This is a genomic window from Cypionkella sp. PAMC25878 (assembly GCF_058135695.1).
On record NZ_CM176871.1, the window covers coordinates 4,018,921 to 4,036,429 of the forward strand.

The window sequence follows — 17,509 nt, forward strand, 5'->3', positions numbered from 1 at the left end:
CCCATCATGTCATGTTCAGTTCATCGGAGCAGCTCAAGCGATGGAGAGCCATATGACCAGCCTGTTGGGCATCGACAACGGATTGACCGTCACCAAAGCGGTGATCTTTGACGCTTCGGGCCAGCAACTCGCCGTCGCCCGCCGCCGCATTCCGCAGCTTTTGCCCCAGCCGCATCATGTCGAGCGCGATATGGAAGGCCTGTGGCACGCCACGGCCGAGGCGATTGCCGAAGCGATCCAGCTTTCGGGCCGCCCAGCCTCGGATATCGTCGCCGTCGCCGCAACCGCGCATGGCGACGGGTTGTATCTGCTCGACCGTGACAAGCGCCCGCTCGGCAACGGAATTTTGTCGCTGGATGGCCGCGCAGGCGCAATCTGCGAAAGCTGGGCCGACCGCGCCGATGCCGCCTTGAAACTGACAGGCCAAATTCCCCCCGCCTGCTCCCCCGCAGCTCTGCTCGCTTGGGTGCGGGATAATGAACCCGAGCGTTTCGCCCAAATTGGCACATTCCTCGCCTGCAAAGACTGGTTGCGGTTTTGTCTGACGGGCAGCCTTGGCACCGACCGCACCGAAGCGTCCACCGCCTTCACCGATGTGCAAACCCAAGACTATTCCCTTGATGCGCTTCAGCTTTTTGATCTGGAAAACGTCGCTCACGCCCTGCCTGACATCGCCGAATCCGCCGAGATTATCGGCCATATCACCGCCGAAGCTGCCCTCTTGACCGGACTTGTCGCAGGCACGCCGGTTGCCGCTGGCCTGCATGACGTGACGGCTTCTGCCTTGGGCATCGGCGGCCATGCCGAGGGCGTGGTGGCCATCGTCGCGGGCACTTATTCGATCAATGAAGTGGTCTCAAGCGCCCCGAACACCGACGCGCGCTGGCTCTGCCGCAACGCCATTCTGCCCGGCCAATGGAACAACATGGCGCTGTCGCCCGCCTCTGCGGCGAATTATGACTGGTTCATCGAGACCTTGTGTGAAGCGGAACTGGTAGAAGCTGATGTGTCGGGCGAGTCGATTCACGCGACACTTGCGCGCGAGATTGATGCCACACTTACTAAACCCAACACCTTGATATTCCACCCCTATCTCTACGGATCGCCCTTCGGCCCGCAGGCCAGCGCCAGCTTTATCGGCTTGCGCGGCTGGCATGTTCGCGGCGATATGCTGCGCGCGGTGCTGGAAGGCATCATCTTCAATCACCGCACCCACGTTGATGCCCTGCGCGCAAGCTTTCCGGTACGCGAGGCCCGCCTGACCGGCGGCGTCGCCCGCAACCCCACCTTCGCGCAGATGTTCGCCGATATTCTGGGGATGCCCGTCACCACCAGCCAAACCGAAGAAGCCGCCGCTTGGGGCGCGGCCCTCTGCGCAGGGGCTGCCGTCGGCCTCTACGCCTCGCCTCTTTCTGACCCGCGCGATATGTCGCTGTTGGGACAGACCTACACGCCAGATCCCACCCGCGCCGCCGCGTATGAAAAACGCTTTCAGCTTTACACTAAAATCACCGACGCCATCGCCCCGCTCTGGCCCGAAATCGAAGCCCTCGTGCCATGACCCCCGAAACCCGCCGCGAAGAAATCGCCGCTTACGTCCTGCAACAGGGTGAGGCCCGAATCGACGATCTGGTGCAGCGTTTTGGCGTCTCGCGCATGACCATCCACCGCCATATCGACCAACTCGCGCAAGCGGGCCTGCTGCGCAAACTGCATGGCGCTGTCAGCGCGCTGCCCTCTGGCGTCTATGAAAGCCTGTTCCGCTACCGTCAAACCGTGGCCAGCGCCGAGAAATCTGCCCTCGCCCGTGCCGCCCTGCGTTATATTGCGCCCGGCCAAGTGGTCATGCTGGACGACTCCAGCACCAGCCACGCCCTCGCCCCGTTGCTACCGCAAATCGCCCCGCTGACGATAATCACCAACAGCCTCGCCTCGATCCAGACCCTGACCGGGGCTGACGACATCACCCTGATCTGCCTTGGCGGCCAGTATCATGCCACCTACAACGCCTTCATCGGCCATCTTTGCGAAACCGCTTTGCCCAACTTGCGCGCCAATGTGCTGATCTGCTCGGCCTCGGCCGCGCAGAACGGCACGGCTTACATCCAAGACGCCCAAGTCACCCGCGCAAAGCAAGCGATGATGGCCGCCGCCAACGCCCGTATCCTGTTGTTGAACCACGAGAAATTCGGCCGCTCCGCCCTACACGCCTTGGCCCCCCTCACCGCCTTTGACGCCGTGCTGACGGGCGCCGCCCTGCCTGCCGCTGAAGCCTGCGCCCTGAAAGCCGCCGGCGTGCGGCTGCATCTGATCGAAACGGACACCCCATGACATACGACACCCGCCTGCAAGACCTGTCGGAAAACGGCACCGATGTGCTGATCCTCGGCGCAGGTATCAATGGGGCGGGCCTGTTTCGCGACCTCGCCGAACAAAGCCTGCGCGTGCTGGTCGTCGAGAAGGGTGATTTCGGCGGCGGCACCTCTGCGGCGCCTTCAAGGATGATCCACGGTGGTTTGAAATATCTGGAAACTGGAGAGTTCCGCCTCGTCGCGCAATCCACCCTAGAGCGCAATCTGCTGCTCAAAAACGCCCCCCACGCCGTCACCCCGCTGCCGACGCTGATCCCGATTTTCTCTTGGACCAAGGGGGTTTGGGCCGCCCTGCGCACCCTGTTCGGATCGACCACCGCCGCCCGCAGCCGGGGCGCGCTGCTGCTGAAAGTCGGCCTCACGATCTACGATTACTACGGCAGCCGCGCCAATGTCATGCCGCGCCACAAGATGAAATCCCGTGCCAAAACCCTCGCCGAATTTCCGCAAATGACCCCGCGCATCGTCGCCTCGGGTCTATATTACGACGCCAAAATCGCAGGTCCCGAGCGGCTGGTTTGGGAGCTTCTCGCCGATGGCATGCAAGCCAACCAAACTGCTTTAGCCCTGAACTATACCCAGATCAGCGCCCACAACGGCTCCGCGCTCACCTTCACCCGCGAGGATGGCGCCGCCTTCACCATCCGCCCGAAACTGGTGATCAATGCCGCAGGCCCGTGGATTGACCGCGTTAACGCCGCTTTGGGCGCGCAGACCAAGCTGATCGGCGGCACCAAAGGTTCGCATATCCTGCTCGACCACCCGCAGCTTCTGAAAATGCTGAACGGCCAGATGATCTATTTTGAGGCCGACGATGGCCGCATCCTTTTGGTCTATGATTACCTCGGCCGCGCGCTGGTGGGATCGACCGATATCAAAGCCGCCGACCCCGAAAACGTCCGCTGTGAGGATGACGAGATCGCCTATTTCCTCACCGCTCTGCGCGCTTTGCTGCCCGGTCTGCCGTTTGATCATGAGCATATCATCTACGCCTATTCCGGTATCCGGCCGCTGCCCGCCTCAGATGCAGCCACCCCCGGCTTGATCAGCCGCGACCATTCCGCACCGGCGCTGGAAGCTACCGCCGAGCGCCTCTACCCGATCATCTCGCTGGTCGGTGGCAAATGGACCACCTTCCGGGGCTTTGCCGAGGAGGTCGCCGACACCTGCCTGAACCGCCTGAACCACCCTCGCCGCATTTCCACCCGGGCGCTTGGCATCGGCGGCGGCAAAGCCTATCCCGCTGACAACGCAGCCAAATCCCGCCTGATCGCCAGCGCTGCCGCCACCGGGGGCCTTACCCTTGCCCGCGCCACAGAGCTATTCGCCCGCTACGGCACCAGCCTGACCAGCCTTGTCGCCCATAAATCGCCCTACGCCGACGCCACCCGACTGCCCCACGCAACCGCCTACAGCGCGGTCGAAATCGACTGGATCGCCCGCACTGAGTCCGTCGAGCACCTGTCAGATCTCGTGCTGCGCCGCACCACACTCGCCGTCACCGGCGCGCTGAACGCCGCCGACCTCGCCCACATCGCCGACATCATCGCCACCGCCAAAGCTTGGTCGCCGGAGCGGCGCAGCACGGAGATCGCCCAACTCACCGCCCAGCTTGCCCACGCCAACCGCCAGACCCTCACGCCATAGCCCCTTGCATTGCGCGCGGTTTGGCGGGAGTCTTCGCTGATGAAACCCACGCCCCACACCCTGCTGCGCTTCTACTTCGGCGGCACCAAACTCGGTCCCGGCAAGATTACGCTGCTGGAGCATATCCGCGACACCGGCTCCATCTCCGCCGCAGGCCGCGCGATGGAGATGAGCTACAAACGCGCTTGGATGCTGGTTGAGGAGATGAACGCCGCCTTCAGCGATCCACTGGTGACAAGCGCGCGGGGCGGGGCAAAGGGCGGCGGCGCGCAGGTCACAGCGACGGGGCTGGCGGTGATCAGCCATTACCGTGCGGCTGAGGCCGCCACAGCACTGGCCACCGCGCCGCACCTGCAAGACCTGCAGGGCCTGCTTCGCGATATTCCCGAGCAGAAATAACGCTTGCGCCTCCGCACCCCAGCGATATGTTCGTCGAAACATATCAGCGGAGGCTTCATGACCCTTTTCACTCGCCGCAGCGCCCTCACCGCCGCCCTCCTCGCCAGCCTTGCGTGGCCCGTCAGCGCCTCTGCCGAAGAAATCACCGTCTTTGCCGCAGCATCCCTGAAGAACGCCCTCGATACCATCGCCGCCGATTGGCAAAAACAAACCGGCAATACCGTGGTGATTTCCTATGAAAGCACCGCCAAGCTGGCGAAGCAGATTGAGCAAGGGGCGCCCGCTGATCTGTTCATCTCCGCCTCGAAAAAGTGGATGGATGCCCTGTCCGACGAAAACCTGATCAACAAAGACAGCCGCAAAGACATCTTTGGCAACACCCTCGTGCTGGTCGCCGCTGGCAAAGCCGCCCCGGTCGAAATCTCCAAAGACCTTGATCTGAAAGCACTTCTGGGCGACGGCAAGCTGTCGATGGCCACCGTCGCCTCCGTCCCCGCAGGCCAATACGGCAAGGAAGCCTTGCAAAGCCTTGGCCTGTGGTCCGCCGTCGAGGCCAATGTCGCACAATCCGACAACGTCCGCGCCGCCCTCGCACTGGTCGCCGCAGGCGAAGCCCCCTACGGCATCGTCTACGCCTCAGATGCCATCGCCGACGACGAATCCGGCGATAAGGTGACAGTTGTGGGCACCTTCCCTAGCGACAGCCACAAACCAATCGTCTACCCTGCCGCTACTCTCGCCTCTAGCACAAAGCCCGCAGCGCAAAGCTTTCTGGAGGCGTTATCCAGCGATGCAAGCGCCGCCGTGTTCACTGCCGAAGGCTTCACCGTTCTGAAATAAGGCCCGATGCCCGACTGGTTTACCCCCGCCGACTGGTTCACCCCCGATGAATGGCGCGCAGTGGCTTTGTCCCTGCGCGTTTCGGTATGGGCAACCGTGCTCAGCCTGCCGCTTGGCATCTTCACCGCCCACCTGCTGGCGCGGCGCCAATTTTGGGGCAAGCACATCCTGAACGGCCTCGTGCATCTGCCGTTGATCCTGCCCCCGGTCGTCACTGGCTACCTGCTGCTGCTGGCCTTCGGGCGCAAAGGCTTTATCGGCCAATACCTTGACCAATGGTTCGGCCTCGTGCTCGCCTTCAAATGGACAGGCGCGGTGCTGGCCGCTGCCGTCATGGCCTTCCCCCTGATGGTCCGCGCCATCCGTCTGGCGTTTGAGGCGGTGGACCCGAAACTGGAACAAGCCGCAGGCACGCTGGGCGCATCGCCGCTCTGGATTTTCCTGACCGTCACTTTGCCGCTGATCCTGCCCGGCATCATCGCAGGCGCGGTGCTGGCCTTCGCCAAAGCGATGGGAGAGTTCGGGGCCACCATCACCTTCGTGTCGAACATCCCCGGCCAGACCCAAACCCTGCCCTCAGCGATCTACACCTTCCTGCAAGTCCCAGGCGGCGACAGCCAAGCTTTTCGATTGGTGTTAATTTCCATCGCCGTCGCCATGCTCGCGCTGATCCTGTCCGAATTCCTCAGCCGCGCCGTCGCCCGCCGGATCAAAGGCACATGAGCCTCTCCGTCGCCCTCAGCCACCAGTTTCCCGGCTTTACGCTGGAGGTGAATTTCACCGCCCCGCCCGGCCTCACCGCTTTGTTCGGCAAGTCCGGCTCTGGAAAAACCAGCGTGATCAATGCGGTGGCAGGCCTCTTGCACCCCGATCAAGGCCGCATCACCGCCGATAACACCACCCTGCTCGACACCCGCGCGGCCATAAACCTGCCCCCCCACCGCCGCCGCCTCGGCTATGTCTTCCAAGACGCCCGCCTGTTCCCGCACCTGACTGTCCGGCAAAACCTTGCCTACGGTCGCTGGTTCGCCGGCAAAACCCGCAATCTGAAAAACGGCGGCCCCAATTTCGACGACATCATCGACCTCTTGGGCCTGAACGCCCTGCTCAACCGCCGCCCCACAGCCCTCTCTGGCGGTGAGAAATCTCGCGTGGCGATCGGGCGCGCGTTGCTGTCGAACCCCGCCCTGCTGTTGATGGACGAACCCTTCGCCGCCTTGGATGAGACCCGCAAAGCCGAACTGCTGCCCTATATCGAAGCCCTGCGCGACCACACCCAGATCCCGATCCTCTACGTCAGCCACGCCCTCGCCGAGGTCGCCCGCCTCGCCACCACCATTGTCGTGCTTGACAAAGGCCGCACCCTGCGTGCAGGCCCCGCCACCGATCTGCTGGCTGACCCCGACCTCGCCCCCAGCTTGGGCATCCGCGACGCTGGTGCCGTCCTCACCGCCACCATCACCGCGCAAAACCCCGACGGCCTGACACAATTGCACACCCATGGCGGGCCGATCTGGCTGCCCAAAATCGCCGCCGCCCCCGGCACCAAACTGCGCATCCGTATCGCCGCCCAAGACGTGATCCTGTCGCGCCAGCGCCCTGAGGGTCTCTCCGCCCTCAACATCCTGCAAGCCACGATCACCGAAATCCGCCTCTCCGACGACGGCGCGCTGATCCAACTTGGCCTTGGCCCCGAGCATCTGCTCACCCGCATCACCCGCCGCTCTGCCGAGGCGCTTGCGCTCTCCCCCGGCCAAACCGTGTTTGCGATTGTGAAATCCGTCGCGGCGGCTCAAACAGATGTGGGCACTCGATAAGGAAGGCTGCAAATGATCATCCGCGACAAACCCCGCGCTTGGGAGCTGGCCTTTGCGATGCGCGGCTCCGTGCTGCCGCATATCGCCCTACCTCTGCTCGGCGTGATCGCCCTCGCCGCCGTTATGGTGGTGCTCGACCACCAATTCGGCGTGCTGCCACATATCGAGGGCATCCCCTTCACCGTCTTCGGCATCGCGTTGTCGCTGTTCCTCAGCTTTCGCAACAACGCCGCCTATGATCGCTGGTGGGAGGCCCGTAAGCTCTGGGGTGGCCTTCTGGCTGATCTGCGCAGCCTTGCGCGTGAGTTGGAAGTCTTCCTGCCCGAGCAAACCCTGCGCCACCGTATCCTGCGGCAATCCTTGGCCTTTTTGCACCTGCACCGCGCGCAACTGCGCCGGTTGACGCATGATGCCGAAACCCAAGCCCGCTCGCCCGAATTGCTGGCCGACCCACATCCGCCCTGCTCGGCGCTGAACCTGATCAATGCCGATCTCGCGGCAGCCTATGCGAACAACCAAATCGACGGCTTCGGCGCGCGCACTCTGACCGCCCGTTTGGGCAGCATCGCGCTGCAACAAGCCGGCTGCGAGCGCATCGCCGGAACCCCACTGCCCTTCGTCTATTCGCTGCTGATCTACCGCACCACCTACCTGTTTTGCCTGCTGCTGCCGATGGCCCTCATCGGCACCTCCGGCTGGCTGACACCGTTGTTCGTCGGCATCGTCGCCTATGTTTTCCTAGGGCTGGCGGAAGTGACCGAGGAACTCAGCCATCCCTTCGGCACCACCCTCAACGCCCTGCCGCTGGATGCAATCTGCCGCGCTGCCGAGATCAGCCTCGCCCCGCATCTGGGCGAGCCTGCCCCGAAACCGCTACAGCCAACCGATTTCCATCTCAGCTAACGCATATCCAATTCCCCAAGCCGCCCCGGCCCTGCGCCGGGGCTTCGTGGTTTTCGTCACAGCCCATGCAGCCAGCGCATCCGCTCGGCCAAATCCGGCGCGCCAAACGCCAGCGAGCCCATCACCACCGTCTCCGCGCCCGCGCCGCGCAACAGCGGCACCGTGGTGTCCCTGATCCCGCCATCCGCCGCCAAAATCACCCGGCGACCCGCACCCGCAATCAATGCCGCAGCCTCCCCCAACCGCGCCCCCGCCGTCGGATCAAGCCCCTGCCCCTTCACTCCAATCGCAGTGCCCAAAAGCGTCAGCATATCCAAGCGGCTGATCCATTCCGCCGCTTTTGCCACCGGAGTTTCCACCCGCAAAACCATCCCCGCCTTCAGTCCATGCGCCGCGATCCGCTGCAAGCCGTCGCCCGCATTGGCATTTTCGACATGCACCGAGATCAGATCGGCCCCGGCTTCGGCAAACTGGTCAATCTGCGAAAGCAGCACCGCAGCATCCACCATCAGATGCACATGGATCGGGATCGCCGTGAGCGCGCGCAGCCCCGCCACAAGATCAGGAAAGAACAGCAAAGCCGGGGCAAAATGCCCATCCGCCACGTCGATATGCAAAATATCGGCGTGCGGCGTGATCCGCTCCAGATCATCCGCCAGCCGGATCAAATTGGCCGACCACATCGAATATTCCGCGAGCAATCGGCTACGTGGCAGCGCCGAAATCCAGTCAGGGTGCGGGCGGGGCATCATCAATCTCCTTCAAAAATTCTGTCATCGCATCGGCAAGCGCCGCCAGATGCGCTACTTTATCGCGTGCCTTCGCAGGCAGTTTCACCAGCCGCGCCTGCGGGATCAGATCAGCCAAAGCCTGCGCATGGGCCATCGGATGAATAGCGTCCTCGCTGCAGCCACAGACCAGAACCGGAATACGAAGGCCGCGCAGATCATCCGCCGTAATCCCCGGCCCATCGGCGGAAATCGTGGTCAACAGTCGCGCAGTTTCCACCTGCGGCCTACGACTGAAAAAGCCTTTCAACGACGCAAGGTTATCCGGTGCCTCGATCTCCAGCCGTCGCGCCGTCTCACCTTCGGCGAAAAACGCCCGCGCCTGATCCAGCGGCAACACCTCCAACAACATCCCGACCTCGGCGTTCGGCGCCATGTTTTCCGGCGCGTCCTCCACCACCCAAGCGGGTCGCACCAGCACCAAGGCCCGCACCAGATCAGGCCGCGTCACCGCCAACCGTGTGGCAATCGCCGCCCCCATTGAGATGCCACCCAAGACCACCGGACCCGACATGGATTCAATCATCGCCGCCACGTCATCGGCGAAACAGGCGATGGAAACCTCATCCCCCAGCGGCGACATCCCGTGCCCGCGACACTCCAACCCCTGCCAACGCTGCAAGCCAAGCCCCTGCATCGCCTCAGCAATCTGCCCGGACCCACCGCAGAGCCCATGCTGAAACACCAGCGCCGGGCCCGTCTCACCACCGCGATAAACTGCCAGTTCCAAGCCATCGCGCTGCAGTGCCGAAATCTGCATCACAGCCCCGCCAACACGCCGGAAAGATAGCGCGCCACGCCCGCCGCCTCATTCGCCGCCAAGCCATGCGTCACCAGATCGCCATTAAAACCCGCCGCTTTCAGCGCCCCAAGGAAATGCGGAAAATCCACCACGCCCTTGCCTGCCGTGGCAAAGCCGCCCGAAGCATCGCGGTCCTTGGCATGCGCCATCGCAATCCGATCCGCCAGCAAATCCACCGAACGGCTCAGCAGATCGCGTTGCTCGGCCAGCGTCGCCACCTCAAACAGGTTTGCCGGGTCCAGCACAATCGCCAAAGCCGGGCTTTGCAACGTATCCAACAACCCCCGTGCGCGCGGCGCGGTATCGACCACATTCGCCAGTTCCGGCTCGATGCCCAGCTTGATCCCCAAAGGTTCCGCCAAAGCACAAGCCTTGCCCATCTCCGCCACTAAATCCCGCCACGCCTCTGCCGAGCCATTGTCAGGATGATGCCGCCACTGATCCTCTGCATCGCGCGTGCCCGTACACAGCGTCACCATCCCGGTCCCCATCGCCGCCGCATGGCGCAACAAAACCTCCAACCGCGCCAAACCCTTAGCCCGTACAGCCGGATCAGGATGGATCATGTTATAGGTGCCAGAAACCGCCGCAATCGCCACGCCCGAGGCCTTACCCGCCGCAGAAACTGCCGCCACATCCTGCGCGCTCAACGCATCCGGCATCGCCGCCAAGCCCGAGCAGGCCATATTATACTGCACGCAAGCAAAGCCCGCTGTCTTTGAAGCGCCCAGCACCGTGCCCGGATCACTGCCCGCAAAGGTCTTGGCGAAAATCCCCAACCGCATCAAAGCGCTCCCGCCACATCCGCCAGTTTCACCGGACGCCGCGCGCGCGCCGATTGCGCAATCGCCACCATTGCGCGCACCGAGGCGATGCCGTCCTCAATATCCGCCCCCGATTGCGGCACCCCATTCAGGATCGTATCGGCAAACCCCTCCAACTGGCGGCGATAGAAATGCCCATCCGCGCCCAAAACCCTATGCGTCGCACCATCGGATTCCTTGAAAATATCCACCTCGGACGATTTATAATACCACGGGTTATAGGTCTTCCCCAGCACCGAGCCCTGCTCGCCGTAAATCTGAAACCCCTCGTGCCAATCCATCCGCACCGCCACCGTCAGATCCAGATGCCCCAGCACCCCGCTGGCGAATTCCACATCGACAAACCAGCAACGTATCCCCGCCCGGTTCAACAACCGCGCATCGACCGCAACGATCTCGCCCGCGAAATAGCGCGCCGTATCAACCAGATGGCTGCCATGCGCCAGCATGTAATAGCGGTCAAGATCGGCCTTCGGGTTCTCAGCAGGCTTGCGGGCGTTCTTCGAGGTCACCATCAACGGCTGCACCGCATCCGTCATCGCATAGCGGTGCGTGTTGTCGCAATACCACGCCTTCAACGCCACCAACTGCCCCATTTCACCGTCAATGAAGCCCTTCGCCGCCTGCAAACCGGCGTCGTAGCGCTTCATATGCCCGACCTGTAACGTAAGCCCCGAAGCCGCCACCGCAGAACGCAAACTCTCGGCTTCCTCAATGCTCACCGCCAAGGGCTTTTCGCATAAAACATGCTTGCCCGCCTGCAACGCCATCAAGGCCGCTGGCACATGGAACGCGTCCGAGGTCGCAATCACCACCGCCTCCAACGCGGGATCGGCCAGCATTGCCGCATAATCATTATAGCTGCGGGTCGGCGCATGGGTCGCCGCCATTCGATCTCGCAAATCATCCGCCACATCGCAAATCGCATAAAGCTCGGCATTGCGCGCCTTGGTGCAGCTCTCAAAATGCGCGGCTTGGGCAATCGGCCCACAGCCCAGCACACCCACCCGCAGCAACCGATCCTGTTTCGTGGGCATCGCTTATCCTTTCACAGCATCAATTTCAGCGAGGGAAGAATTCCCCTCCATCGGCCCCAGTTTCTGCACAGCCAGCGCCCCAGCCGCATTGGCACGCGTCAAAGCCCCCGGCAAATCCTGCCCAGCGGCCAGCAGAGTCACCAAGGTCGCACAAAAGCAATCACCTGCCCCGGTCGGATCGACCACCGTCACGGGGTGCGCAGGCAACGCAAAACTGCCCGCCGCATCGCGCCCAATACAGCCCTGATCGCCGCGTTTCAGCACCACGACCTTCGCAGCCCCGGCCAACAACCGCCCCGACCAGGTGTCAAAATCTTGCCCCGGATACAAAACCTCGGCATCGGCGTCCGAGGGCAACACATATTCCGCCATCGCAATGATCCGCTGCAAAGCCCCGATATATCCCGCATCCGAGATCAGTTCCGCCCGGATATTCGGATCAATCGAGATCGCAACCCCTTGATCCTCAAGCCTTTCACACAACGAAAGCCCCACCGCCCGCATCGCAGCATCCCCAAGCATCGAGCCCGAGATATGCAGCACCGAAATGCCTGCCGCCAAAAATCCCGCCGCAATCTCCTCCAACCCCGGCAAATGTGAAGCCGCCGAATGCGCGATGTTGAACACGAAATCCCGGCTGCCATCGGAGTTATAGCTGACAAAGGCCGAACCCGTCGGCACCCCCGGCACAACCCGGATCAGCCCCGGATCAACGCCATCCGCCATCAGCCGATCCAAGATCACCCACCCAAAGGCATCATCCCCCACCGCCCCGGCAAACACCGCCCGCCCGCCGAAAGCCGCCGCCACCTGCGCCGCTTGGTCAATGAAAATCCCCGGCGCCCCCGACGGAAACGGCCCGACATAGGGGGCGGCCACAAGGTTGCGGCCGTCCTTCTGCGTACACACAAATTCCACCAGCAACTCGCCGATGGACCCAATCACCACGGGCCGTCGCTGGGCAGCCATACCTCAGCCGCCAACCATCAGTTTGACGACCTCATCATGCGTGGTCTCGGAAATCTTGCGCTCCCCGGCCTGCACGCCACGGCGCAACACCACGATCCGATCCGCCACCGCGAAGATGTCTTGCAGGTTATGCGAGATGAAAATCACGCCCCTACCCTGCGCCTTCAGCTGGTGGATCAACTGGATCACCTTGCGCTGCTCTGGCACGCCCAAAGCCGCCGTCGGCTCGTCCATGATCAGGATTTGCGCGTTCCAATACACCGCGCGGCCAATCGCAACTGCCTGCCGCTGCCCGCCCGAGAAATTCGACACCGGGGCATCCAGACGGCTGACATGAAAGTCCAGCACAGCCATGGTGGACTTCGCCGCCTCGGCCATTTTCGCGCGGTCCAGCACTGGCAAGAAGCCAAACGCCTTGCGCATCGGCTCGCGGCCCAGAAAGATATTCGCGCCGATGGTCAGGTTATCAGCCAAAGCCAAATCCTGATAAATCGTCTCAATCCCGATATCGCGCGCCTCTTGCGGTGAGGCAAAACTGACAGGCTTGCCCTTCAGCAAAATCTCCCCAGACGAAGGCTGATACACCCCCGAAATCGCCTTGATCAACGTGGTTTTGCCCGCGCCATTGTCGCCAGCCAGCGCCACAACTTCGCCCGCCCGCACCATCATCGTCAGATCATTCAGCGCCTGCACCGGGCCGAAATTCTTCGACAGGTTGCGCACTTCCAGCAGCGGTTCGCCAATTTTGGTTTGCCCGATTGGGGTCATCTCACTCACTTTGCCGCCCTCCCGAGAACCGCCGTTGCGCTTGGTCAATCAGCACCGAAATGATGATCACCACGCCCACCGAAATAAACTGCCAGAACGGCGCCACATTGATGAACACCAGCCCATATTGAATAACCGCAATCACGAAGGCCCCGGCAACCGTGCCCAAAATCGTGCCCGATCCACCAAACAGGCTCGCCCCGCCGATCACCACGGCCGCCACCGAATCCAGCAACAGAGGCTCACCCGCTTGCGCAGCCCCAGCGCTGAACCGCGCCGCATACAAAACCCCAGCCAAGCCCGCGCACATTCCCGACAGGATATAGAGCCGCAGCAAGTGCCATTTGATGTTAATCCCCGCCCGCCGTGCGGCCTGCGCATTGGCCCCAATCGCATAGTTATGCTGGCCAAAACGCGTCTGCCCCAGCAAGTAATGCATCACCAGCACGAACACCGCTGTCACCAGAATGATATAGGGCACGCCGTAAATCTTGCCGTTGCCAAGCGCCGCGAACACCTCGTTCTTCACCGGAACCGTGGTGCCGCCCGCCAGCAAAAACGCCACGCCGCGCGCCACGCCGAACATCCCCAACGTGCCGATAAACGGCGGCACTTTCAGCAAGGCCACCAGCAAGCCATTGATAAACCCCGGAATAGCCGAGATCGCCACCGCCACCAAAGACCCCAGCAGCACCGCAGGCCAAAACCCCAAACTCGGCGTCAGCCAGTTGATCACATGCGCCGCGACCACCGCCGCCAGCCCCATGATAAAGCCCATCGACAGATCAATCCCGCCCGAGATGATCACAAACGTCTGCCCGGTCGCCAGCAACAACGGTGCCACCGCGAACACCGCAATCGACTGGATGTTAAACGGGTTGAACAGGAAGGTGCCGCCAAAATCCAGCCGCGACCACAGCTCAAAGCCCAAAATCAGAAAGGCCAGAAACAGCCAAGCCCGCAGATCGGCGACGCGCTGCAACACAGTGCGCGCCTTATCGGCATGGTCGGCTTGCGGGGCGACATGCGGTGCCGCAACAGGGGGGGATGTCATGTGAAATTCCTAAACTTGGGCAGGCCTATGGCGGCCCGCGCAACACCAAGGCACCCAGCTTGATGGGCCGTCTTGGGTCTGTAAACTTGGGCAGGTAAAATGGGGGAGGACGCTGCCCTCCCCCAAAATCGCTCACTCAGAGTAGATGTATTTCGCAACTTCCGGGTCGTCGATGTTCGACTTGTCCATGATGGTGAAACCAGTGCCAATCGACACCGGGATCGAATGGCCGGTCAGATGGGCATAGGCCGAAACCACGCCGTAATAGCCGATCTCTGCCGGATGCTGCGCAATCGCCACATCGACCAGACCCGACTTGATGTTGTCGACAATCGAGCCGGGTGCGTCGAACGCCACAACCTTAATAACGCCGGTCTGGCCCGCTTGCTGCACGCCAGTGCCTGCGCCCAAAGCCGAGAACAGGTTGGCGCCAAACACGCCCTTCAGATCCGGATCGCGCGCGAACACGCCTTGCAGCTGCGAAGCGGCTTTGTTGGCGTCATCCTCGTTAAACTGGGTTTCCAGCACGGTGACTTTTGGGAAATTCTCAGCCATTTCGGCCTTGAAGCCTTCTTCACGCTGATCGGTGGTGGAAATCCCCGGCTTGACGTTCGACACGAACACCTTGCCCTCGCCGCCGATTGCATTGGCCAAGGCTCGCGCCGCCATCCGGCCACCCAGCACGTTATCCGAAGCAATGTAAGACAGCGGGAAATCGCCATCGCCCGCCCCGGTCTGATAGATGCCGGTGCCGATGAACGTATCGACCGTGATCACCGGAATGCCCGCGTCATTGGCCTTTTTCAGCGGCTCAATCAGCTGCACCTTGTCGGTCGGCGCGATCAGAATCGCATCAGGGCCACGCGCAATCACCGCGTCCAGAACCGGAACCTGTGTGACCGGGTTGAAGTCTGGAGCACCCTGGAACACCAGCTCGACGCCCAAAGCATCCGCCGCCGCCTGCGCACCCTTTTGCATGGTGATATAGAACGCATCGGTGGTCAGACCCGGAACCAGCGCGATGGTGTATTTCTTATCTTCCGCAACCGCCGAGCTGGCGATCGAAAATGTCAGCGCCAATGCCGAAGCCGCGCCCAGAAAACTACGCCGTTTCATTCATATTCCTCCCTGAATACCCGCCGGGCCACCTCCTCAAGTGGCAGAGCAGTTGGCTGTTTCACGCAACACGAGCGCCGCCAATGCCCCGAATAACACGTCGTTCATCCGCCTTCGTCAAGAGAAATATTTTGCTGCAAGTATTTTCTTTGCTTTGCCGACTCCAGCCAAACCCAGAATCGCGGCCCTAATCTCGTCGCGCCAAAGCATCCAGAACCGCCTCCGCTGTCCGGGTATCGGTCAGCAAGCCCGAGATCAGCCCCGCCCGTGCCGCCCCAATGATAGAAGGCACTTTCGCCTCGCCCACAGCCACGCCAATCACCAAAGGCGCACGGCGCAACTGCGCACAAGACACCGCGATCATCGCACCCTCGCCGCGCCACTGAATGACATTGCCCTGCGCATCAAAATAATGCCGCACCACATCGCCCGCCGCCTCGGCCAGATCCGGGTCGCCCACATCGGTCGCCCCTTGCGTCGGTCGATCCAAGCCGTAAGGCAGACCAACCCCCACCACTGCCACGTCAATCCGGTCCCACAGCGCCACCGCAGTCTGCACAGCAGGCTCGGCGAGGAAAAAATCCAACGCCTCAGGCGCAGGCAAATACGGCGCATGGATGAAATGCGGCACGCCACCCGTCACTTCGGCAGCCCGGCGCGAAAACTCATTGCTCTGGAAATGCTGGGCGTGCTGGCTCATCCCCCCGGTCGACGGCACCACCGCCACCCCCGGCAAACTGGGCAACCCGCCGTCGATGAGCGCCGAGACCGTCCGCCCCCAGCCCACCATCAGGACAGATCCCTGCCCCAGCCCCTGCGCTCCCACCATCCGCGACAGCGGCCCCGCCAATGCCTGCACCCCTGCCGCAACTGGCGCATCCACCGCCACCACCGCCTTCAACCCCAACCGTTCCGAAAGCAGCCCGCCCAAAGCATCCGGCGCGTGAATATCGCGCACTTCAATGCGCACGATTCCCTCGGCCCGTGCCCGTTGCAATAGGCGCGAGATCGTGGCCGTCGACAGCCCCAACTGCTTGGCGATCTGCACTTGGCTCAGATCCCCCTCGTAATGCAGCTTGGCGACGGTGTGCAGCATGGCTCGGTTTTCACCGATGACGGCTCCGCTGGAAATTGACAGGTTGCAATTCCTTTCTGCAAGGTGTTACACGTTTCGCAGATCAAGCTTATCCCGCAATATCCGCGTTCAGGCAACTGGCATCTTCGTCACCGCCGCGCCGCGCCACATATCTGGAGACTCCCGATGGCTGCCCCGATGTCTAGCATGACAACCGCCGAACGCCGCGGCTATCAACAAATCTGCGGCGAGGATGGCGCGATGATGGTGATCGCCTGCGATCAACGCGGCGGCATGCGCACGCTTTTGGCGAAAACCGCCGAGGAACAGGCCGCGATTTCCAACGCTACCTTGGGTGAAACCAAGATGGACATCACCGCCTATCTTGCCCGCCAAGCTGGCTGCGTGCTGGTCGATCCGCTTTGCGCGGTGCCCGCAATGGTCGATGAAGGCGCCATCCACCGTTCGACAGGCCTCTTGATCGGCCTAGACGCGTCGGGGTTTGATCTCACCCCCGAGGGCTACCGGATCTCCAACATGGTCGAAGGCATCAATGCCCGCCGGGTCCGCGAATTCGGCGGCACCGGGGCGAAAATCATGATCTACCTGCGCTCGGATACCCCTGCGGCCAACACCGCGAACATGGCAACCCTGCGCGACTCCATCGCCGATTTCGCCGCCGAAGACCTGCTGTTGGTGGTCGAATTCCTGACCTATGCTTTGCCCGGCGAATCGCCCGAGGCTTACGCCGCCAAGATCCCCGAACTGATCGAAGGCGGCTCAAAGCTCTGCCTAGATGCAGGCTCGAAAGTGCTGAAAATCCCCTATCCGGGCACCCCCGAAGCCTGCGCCAAAATCACCAAAATGTGCGGCACTGTGCCGTGGGCCGTGCTGTCCGCAGGCGTCGATCACGCCACCTTCCTCGGCCAAGTCGAGATTTCGATGGCGAACGGAGCCTCTGGCGTGATCGCTGGCCGCTCGCTGTGGAAAGACTGCATTTCGCTGGACCGCGCCGTCACCAAGACCCGGTTGGAAACCATCGCCGTCCCCCGCCTGCGCGAAATCCAAGCGGTTATCGCGAAACATTTCAAGGCCTAA

General features: G+C 62.4%; 18 protein-coding genes. 9 read left to right on the forward strand and 9 right to left on the reverse strand.

From position 1 onward, the window contains the following. Positions 1–52 precede the first annotated feature (52 nt). Genes ACS5RD_RS19745 through ACS5RD_RS19780 form a run of 8 tightly spaced genes read left to right on the forward strand, consistent with a single transcriptional unit; the run spans position 53 to position 7,978 of the window. On the forward strand, positions 53–1,561 hold the full coding sequence (locus ACS5RD_RS19745) for an FGGY-family carbohydrate kinase (protein WP_489928803.1): 1,509 nt from the start codon (positions 53–55) through the stop codon (positions 1,559–1,561). After that, positions 1,558–2,331 carry a DeoR/GlpR family DNA-binding transcription regulator gene (locus ACS5RD_RS19750; protein WP_489928804.1) on the forward strand — a complete coding sequence of 258 codons (774 nt, stop codon included), beginning with the start codon at positions 1,558–1,560 and terminating at the stop codon, positions 2,329–2,331. Before ACS5RD_RS19745 ends, ACS5RD_RS19750 begins: the two co-directional genes overlap by 4 nt. Beyond that, complete coding sequence (locus ACS5RD_RS19755) at positions 2,328–4,019, forward strand: glycerol-3-phosphate dehydrogenase/oxidase (protein WP_489928805.1); 1,692 nt, start codon at positions 2,328–2,330, stop codon at positions 4,017–4,019. The genes ACS5RD_RS19750 and ACS5RD_RS19755 overlap by 4 nt, the downstream gene beginning before the upstream one ends. A gap of 39 nt (positions 4,020–4,058) precedes the next feature. After that, complete coding sequence (locus tag ACS5RD_RS19760) at positions 4,059–4,418, forward strand: winged helix-turn-helix domain-containing protein (protein ID WP_489928806.1); 360 nt, start codon at positions 4,059–4,061, stop codon at positions 4,416–4,418. Between the two features lie 57 nt (positions 4,419–4,475). Further along, complete coding sequence (gene modA, locus ACS5RD_RS19765; protein WP_489928807.1) at positions 4,476–5,258, forward strand: molybdate ABC transporter substrate-binding protein; 783 nt, start codon at positions 4,476–4,478, stop codon at positions 5,256–5,258. Between the two features lie 6 nt (positions 5,259–5,264). Further along, positions 5,265–5,981: a molybdate ABC transporter permease subunit gene (gene modB, locus ACS5RD_RS19770; protein ID WP_489928808.1), complete on the forward strand. Its 717-nt coding sequence runs from the start codon at positions 5,265–5,267 to the stop codon at positions 5,979–5,981. Further along, positions 5,978–7,075, forward strand: a complete 1,098-nt coding sequence (gene modC / locus ACS5RD_RS19775; protein ID WP_489928809.1) for a molybdenum ABC transporter ATP-binding protein — start codon at positions 5,978–5,980, stop codon at positions 7,073–7,075. Before modB ends, modC begins: the two co-directional genes overlap by 4 nt. 12 nt (positions 7,076–7,087) lie before the next feature. Beyond that, the gene (locus ACS5RD_RS19780; protein WP_054007093.1) at positions 7,088–7,978 is read left to right on the forward strand and encodes a bestrophin family protein; all 891 of its coding nucleotides are present in this window, start codon (positions 7,088–7,090) and stop codon (positions 7,976–7,978) included. A gap of 56 nt (positions 7,979–8,034) precedes the next feature. Here ACS5RD_RS19780 and ACS5RD_RS19785 read toward each other — a convergent pair whose 3' ends face one another. From ACS5RD_RS19785 to ACS5RD_RS19825, 9 genes are all read right to left on the reverse strand, one after another. After that, positions 8,035–8,727 (reverse strand): ribulose-phosphate 3-epimerase, encoded by a 693-nt coding sequence (locus tag ACS5RD_RS19785; protein ID WP_489928810.1) that lies wholly within the window; start codon positions 8,725–8,727, stop codon positions 8,035–8,037. Beyond that, complete coding sequence (locus ACS5RD_RS19790) at positions 8,708–9,526, reverse strand: alpha/beta fold hydrolase (RefSeq protein WP_489928811.1); 819 nt, start codon at positions 9,524–9,526, stop codon at positions 8,708–8,710. The genes ACS5RD_RS19785 and ACS5RD_RS19790 overlap by 20 nt, the downstream gene beginning before the upstream one ends. After that, entirely contained in the window at positions 9,526–10,353 is an 828-nt protein-coding gene (locus tag ACS5RD_RS19795) for a sugar phosphate isomerase/epimerase family protein (protein ID WP_489928812.1), read from the reverse strand. The genes ACS5RD_RS19790 and ACS5RD_RS19795 overlap by 1 nt, the downstream gene beginning before the upstream one ends. Then, a complete protein-coding gene (locus tag ACS5RD_RS19800) occupies positions 10,353–11,429 on the reverse strand; it encodes a Gfo/Idh/MocA family protein (RefSeq protein ID WP_489928813.1) in 1,077 nt (358 codons plus the stop codon). Before ACS5RD_RS19800 ends, ACS5RD_RS19795 begins: the two co-directional genes overlap by 1 nt. Positions 11,430–11,432: 3 nt before the next feature. Further along, entirely contained in the window at positions 11,433–12,398 is a 966-nt protein-coding gene (locus tag ACS5RD_RS19805; RefSeq protein WP_489928814.1) for a sugar kinase, read from the reverse strand. Positions 12,399–12,401: 3 nt separating this feature from the next. Then, positions 12,402–13,166 carry an ATP-binding cassette domain-containing protein gene (locus tag ACS5RD_RS19810; RefSeq protein WP_489928815.1) on the reverse strand — a complete coding sequence of 255 codons (765 nt, stop codon included), beginning with the start codon at positions 13,164–13,166 and terminating at the stop codon, positions 12,402–12,404. Between the two features lies 1 nt (position 13,167). Beyond that, positions 13,168–14,220, reverse strand: coding sequence for an ABC transporter permease subunit (locus tag ACS5RD_RS19815; RefSeq protein WP_489928816.1), 1,053 nt, complete (start codon positions 14,218–14,220; stop codon positions 13,168–13,170). Positions 14,221–14,352: 132 nt separating this feature from the next. Next, positions 14,353–15,336, reverse strand: coding sequence for an ABC transporter substrate-binding protein (locus ACS5RD_RS19820; protein WP_489928817.1), 984 nt, complete (start codon positions 15,334–15,336; stop codon positions 14,353–14,355). Between the two features lie 187 nt (positions 15,337–15,523). Further along, positions 15,524–16,432, reverse strand: coding sequence for a sugar-binding transcriptional regulator (locus tag ACS5RD_RS19825; RefSeq protein WP_489928818.1), 909 nt, complete (start codon positions 16,430–16,432; stop codon positions 15,524–15,526). 165 nt (positions 16,433–16,597) lie between these two features. Between ACS5RD_RS19825 and ACS5RD_RS19830 the strand changes: the two genes are divergently transcribed. Next, positions 16,598–17,509, forward strand: coding sequence for a tagatose-bisphosphate aldolase (locus ACS5RD_RS19830; RefSeq protein ID WP_489928819.1), 912 nt, complete (start codon positions 16,598–16,600; stop codon positions 17,507–17,509).